The organism is Streptomyces sp. NPDC005485, from assembly GCF_040606085.1.
Lineage (GTDB): Bacteria > Actinomycetota > Actinomycetes > Streptomycetales > Streptomycetaceae > Streptomyces.
Window position 1 is genome coordinate 1 of record NZ_JBEXDZ010000283.1, and the last position, 5,428, is coordinate 5,428.

The window sequence follows — 5,428 nt, forward strand, 5'->3', positions numbered from 1 at the left end:
TTCTTTTTGTTTAATTTTTTCCGCCCCCTCATCTCTTACACTCCTCCTCTACCCCCCCACCCCCACTCTGGGGGGGGGCCCCGCCCGCCGGGCCGCCCCCCCGACTCGGAGGGGAGCCGTTCGCGGCAACTACGGGGCGTCCTTCGCCTGTTCGCGGAGCTTTTCGGCGATCTGCGGGGGCATCGGTTCGTGCCGGGCGTAGCGGCGGTCGAAGCGCGCGGTGCCGTGCGACAGCGAGCGCAGGTCGACCGCGTACCGGCCGATCTCGATCTCCGGGACCTCGGCCCGTACGAGTGTGCGGCCGCCGCCCGCCTGCTCGGTGCCGACGACCCGGCCGCGCCGCCCGGACAGGTCGCTCATGACGGCGCCCACGTAGTCGTCGCCGACCATGACGGTCACCTCGGCCACCGGCTCCAGAAGATGGATCCGCGCGTCGGCGGCGGCCTCGCGCAGGGCGAGCGCGCCGGCGGTCTGGAACGCGGCGTCGGAGGAGTCCACCGAGTGCGCCTTGCCGTCGAGCAGTGTGATCCGTATGTCGATGAGCGGATGCCCGGCGGCGACTCCCTTGGCGGACTGGGCCCTTACGCCCTTCTCCACGGACGGGATGAACTGCCGCGGCACCGCCCCGCCGACGACCTTGTCCACGAACTCGATGCCGGAGCCGTTCGGCAGCGGTTCGACCTCGATCTCGCAGATCGCGAACTGGCCGTGGCCGCCGGACTGCTTCACATGGCGCCCGCGCCCCGACGCCCTGGCCGCGAACGTCTCCCGTAGGGAGACCTTGTGCGGGATCACGTCGACCTGGACGCCGTAGCGGTTGCGCAGCCGCTCCAGGGCGACGTCCGCGTGCGCCTCGCCCAGGCACCACAGGACGACCTGGTGGGTGTCCTGGTTCTGCTCCAGGCGCATGGTCGGGTCCTCGGCGACCAGTCGGCCCAGGCCCTGGGACAGCTTGTCCTCGTCGGCCTTGCTGTGCGCCTGGATGGCGAGCGGCAGCAGCGGGTCGGGCATCTGCCACGGCTCCATGAGCAGCGGATCGTCCTTGGCCGAGAGGGTGTCGCCGGTCTCGGCGCGGTTCAGTTTCGCCACGCACGCAAGGTCTCCCGCGATGCAGTGCGTGAGGGTGCGCTGCTGCTTGCCGAACGGCGTGGACAGGGCGCCGACGCGCTCGTCGACGTCATGGTCCTCGTGGCCGCGGTCGGCCAGACCGTGCCCGGAGACGTGCACGGTCGCGTCGGGGCGCAGGGTGCCGGAGAAGACCCGTACGAGCGAGACGCGGCCCACGTAGGGGTCGGAAGCCGTCTTGACGACCTCCGCCACCAGCGGCCCGTTCGGATCGCACACGCTGATCTCGCGCGGCCGGCCGTCCGGCGTGCCGACCGCGGGCGCCCGGCGCTCCAGCGGCGTCGGGAAGCCGCCGGTGATCAGTTCGAGGAGTTCGACGGTGCCGAGGCCCTGGCGGGCGCCCTCGGCCGCGGGGGCGGCGGCCAGCACGGGGAAGAAGATCCCGCGCGCCACGGCCCGCTCCAGGTCCTGCACGAGGGTCTTGAAGTCGATCCCCTCGCCGCCGAGATAGCGGTCCATGAGGGTCTCGTCCTCGCTCTCGGCGATGATCCCCTCGATCAGCCGGTTGCGTGCCTCCTCGATCAGCGGGAGCTGGTCGGGTCCCGGCTCCGCCTCCTTGCGCTCCCCGGAGGAGTAGTCGAACAGCCGCTGCGAGAGCAGCCCGATCAGCCCGGTCACGGGCGCGTGCCCGTCGGGTCCCGGCTCGCCGTGCAGCGGCAGGTACAGCGGCAGTACGGCGTCGGGGTCGTCCCCGCCGAAGGCCTCTGCGCAGGTCCGCGTCATCTCGTCGAAGTCGGCGCGGGCGGCCTCCAGGTGGGTGATCACGATGGCCCGCGGCATGCCGACCGCCGCGCACTCCTCCCACACCATGCGGGTCGAGCCGTCCACCCCGTCCGAGGCGGAGACGACGAAGAGGGCCGCGTCCGCCGCCCGCAGACCGGCCCTCAACTCGCCGACGAAATCGGCGTATCCGGGGGTGTCCAGAACATTGATCTTGTACCCGTCCCAGTCGACCGGGACCAGGGAGAGCTGCACCGAGCGCTGCTGCCGGTGCTCGATCTCGTCGTAGTCGGAGACGGTGCCGCCGTCCTCCACGCGGCCCGCCCGGTTCACTGCTCCCGCCGTCAGCGCGAGAGCCTCCACCAATGTCGTCTTGCCCGATCCGCTGTGGCCGACCAGCACCACATTCCGTACGGACGCGGGGTGGTCGGCCGCTGTAGCCCTGCCGGCGGCTCCGGGGTGTGCGTTCGCCTTGTCGCCCATGGACTTGCCTCCCGTGCACGGTGAGGTCACTGTGGGCGCGGACATGCGGATCCTCCACCCGGGCTCCGTCCGGGGGGACCCCCTGCGGTGTCGGCTCCGGTGACGCCCGCGGTGTCTTCGAGCTTTGCACTCGTGTCACGGGGCGTCCATACGGCGGACGTGATCGCGCCGGACGAGATCCCGGGGCGGGGTGCGGGTGCCCGGCCGTCGCACACGCGCACGCGTGGCTACGATGGGCCAGCCGGTGGCCAGCAGGGGCCGCTCGGCCACACCGACCCTCGGGAAGGCCATGCTGAACAAGTACGCGCGTGCATTCTTCACGCGTGTCCTCACGCCGTTCGCCGCATTTCTCATCCGCCGGGGGGTAAGCCCCGACACGGTCACCCTCCTGGGTACCGCCGGAGTGATGGCGGGCGCGCTGGTCTTCTACCCCCGGGGCGAGTTCTTCTGGGGCACGATCGTCATCACGCTGTTCGTGTTCTCCGACCTCGTCGACGGAAACATGGCCCGCCAGCTCGGCCGCTCCAGCCGCTGGGGCGCCTTCCTGGACTCCACGCTCGACCGGGTCGCCGACAGCGCGGTCTTCGGCGGTTTCGCGCTCTGGTACGCCGGTGACGGTGACAACCTTGTCCTGTGCGCTGTCTCGATCTTCTGTCTGGCCAGCGGCCAGGTGGTGTCGTACACGAAGGCCCGCGGCGAGTCGATCGGTCTGCCGGTCGCGGTCAACGGGCTGGTCGAGCGCGCCGAGCGCCTGGTGATCTCCCTGGTCGCGGCCGGTCTGGCGGGGCTGCACAAGTTCGGGGTGCCGGGCATCCAGGTGCTGCTGCCCATCGCGCTGTGGATCGTCGCCGTCGGCAGCCTGGTCACGCTGATCCAGCGCGTCGTCACGGTGCGCCGGGAGTCCGCCGAGGCGGACGCCGCGGCCGCGGCGGAGACCCGCAGCAGCGAGGCCACCTCGTGAGCGGTCTCGGTGACCGGCTGACGGACGGGGCCTACGCGCTGGGCTGGAGCACCGTCAAGAAGCTCCCCGAGCCGGTCGCCGCGCGGCTCGGCCGGACGATCGCCGACCTCGCCTGGAAGCGGCGCGGCAAGGGCGTACAGCGTCTGGAGAGCAACTACGCGCGCGTGGTGCCGGGCGCGACCCCGGAGCGGCTCGCCGAGCTCTCCAGGGCGGGCATGCGCTCGTACCTGCGCTACTGGATGGAGTCCTTCCGGCTGCCCGCCTGGAGCGCGGAGCGCGTCAGGACGGGCTTCGACCCCAAGGACGTGCACAACCTGACCGAAGCGCTCGCCTCCGGCCGGGGCGTCATCCTCGCGCTGCCGCACCTGGGCAACTGGGACCTCGCCGGCGCCTGGGTCACCACCAAGCTGGAGACGCCCTTCACCACGGTCGCCGAGCGTCTCAAGCCCGAATCGCTGTACGACCGCTTCGTCGCCTACCGCGAGGGCCTCGGCATGGAGGTCCTGCCGCACAGCGGTGGCACCGCGTTCGGCACGCTGGCCCGGCGGCTGCGCGACGGCGGCCTGGTCTGCCTGGTCTCCGACCGCGACCTGTCCGCCTCCGGCGTGGAGGTCGAGTTCTTCGGCGAGGCGACCCGGATGCCCGCGGGCCCGGCGCTGCTCGCCCAGCAGACGGGGGCGCTGCTGTTGCCGGTCACGCTCTGGTACGACGACTCGCCCGTGATGCAGGGCCGTGTGCATCCCCCCATCGAAGTCCCGGAGACAGGTACCCGGGCCGAGAAGGCGTCTGTCATGACACAGGCGCTGGCCGACGCCTTCGCCACGGGGATCGCCGACCATCCGGAGGACTGGCACATGCTGCAGCGCTTGTGGCTCAAGGACCTCGATCCGCAGAAGGCCCCCGAGAACCCGGACGGCTCCCGGAACGCCGGGGACGCGAAGCAGGATCCCGAGAAGGGGACCTCGTGAGGATCGGCATCGTCTGCCCGTACTCCTGGGACGTGCCGGGCGGCGTCCAGTTCCACATCCGTGACCTGGCCGACCACCTGATCCGCCTCGGGCACGCCGTCTCGGTCCTCGCCCCGGCGGACGACGACACCCCCCTTCCGCCGTACGTCGTCTCGGCGGGCCGCGCCGTGCCGGTGCCGTACAACGGATCGGTGGCCCGGCTGAACTTCGGGTTCCTGTCGGCGACCCGGGTGCGGCGCTGGCTGCACGACGGCGTGTTCGACGTGATCCACATCCATGAGCCGGCCTCGCCGTCCCTGGGCCTGCTGGCGTGCTGGGCCGCGCAGGGGCCCATCGTCGCGACCTTCCACACCTCGAACCCGCGCTCCCGGGCGATGATCGCCGCGTACCCGATCCTCCAGCCCGCGCTGGAGAAGATCAGTGCGCGCATCGCGGTGAGCGAGTACGCGCGCCGCACTCTCGTCGAACACCTGGGCGGCGACGCGGTGGTCATCCCGAACGGTGTCGACGTCGACTTCTTCGCACGCGCCAAGCCCAAGCCCGAATGGCAGGGCGACACGCTGGGCTTCGTCGGCCGTATCGACGAGCCCCGCAAGGGACTTCCGGTCCTCATGAAGGCGCTGCCCAGGATCTTCGCCGAGCGCCCGCAGACGCGGCTTCTGGTCGCCGGACGCGGTGACGAGGAGGAGGCGGTGGAGACGCTGCCGGCCGAGCTGCGCTCGCGCGTCGAGTTCCTCGGCATGGTCAGCGACGAGGACAAGGCCCGCTTCCTGCGCAGCGTCGACGTGTACGTGGCGCCCAACACCGGGGGCGAGAGCTTCGGCATCATCCTGGTCGAGGCGATGTCGGCGGGCGCTCCGGTGCTCGCCTCCGACCTCGACGCGTTCGCGCAGGTCCTGGACCAGGGCGCGGCGGGCGACCTGTTCGCCAACGAGGACGCGGACGCGCTGGCGGAGGCGGCCCTACGGCTCCTCGGCGACCCGGAGCGCCGGGCCGGGCTGCGCGAGCGGGGGAGCGCCCACGTGCGGCGCTTCGACTGGACGACGGTCGGCGCGGACATCCTCTCCGTCTACGAGACGGTGACGGACGGGGCCGCCGCGGTGGCCGCCGACGAGCGGACGGGGCTGCGGGCGCGGTTCGGCCTGGCGCGCGACTGAGGCCACCGCCGCTC

Annotated in this window: 4 protein-coding genes; 3 read left to right on the forward strand and 1 reads right to left on the reverse strand. The window is 71.8% G+C overall.

What is annotated here, in order from left to right; all coding sequences use genetic code 11:
* Window positions 1-129: 129 nt before the first annotated feature.
* The gene (locus ABZS97_RS43285) at window positions 130-2,328 is read right to left on the reverse strand and encodes an elongation factor G-like protein EF-G2 (RefSeq protein WP_356149281.1); all 2,199 of its coding nucleotides are present in this window, start codon (window positions 2,326-2,328) and stop codon (window positions 130-132) included.
* 232 nt (window positions 2,329-2,560) lie between these two features.
* Between ABZS97_RS43285 and pgsA the strand changes: the two genes are divergently transcribed.
* Genes pgsA through ABZS97_RS43300 form a run of 3 tightly spaced genes read left to right on the forward strand, consistent with a single transcriptional unit; the run spans window position 2,561 to window position 5,414 of the window.
* On the forward strand, window positions 2,561-3,289 hold the full coding sequence (gene pgsA / locus ABZS97_RS43290) for a phosphatidylinositol phosphate synthase (protein WP_356149284.1): 729 nt from the start codon (window positions 2,561-2,563) through the stop codon (window positions 3,287-3,289).
* A complete protein-coding gene (locus ABZS97_RS43295) occupies window positions 3,286-4,257 on the forward strand; it encodes a phosphatidylinositol mannoside acyltransferase (RefSeq protein ID WP_356149275.1) in 972 nt (323 codons plus the stop codon). Before pgsA ends, ABZS97_RS43295 begins: the two co-directional genes overlap by 4 nt.
* On the forward strand, window positions 4,254-5,414 hold the full coding sequence (locus tag ABZS97_RS43300; protein WP_356149279.1) for a glycosyltransferase family 4 protein: 1,161 nt from the start codon (window positions 4,254-4,256) through the stop codon (window positions 5,412-5,414). The genes ABZS97_RS43295 and ABZS97_RS43300 overlap by 4 nt, the downstream gene beginning before the upstream one ends.
* Window positions 5,415-5,428 lie beyond the last annotated feature (14 nt).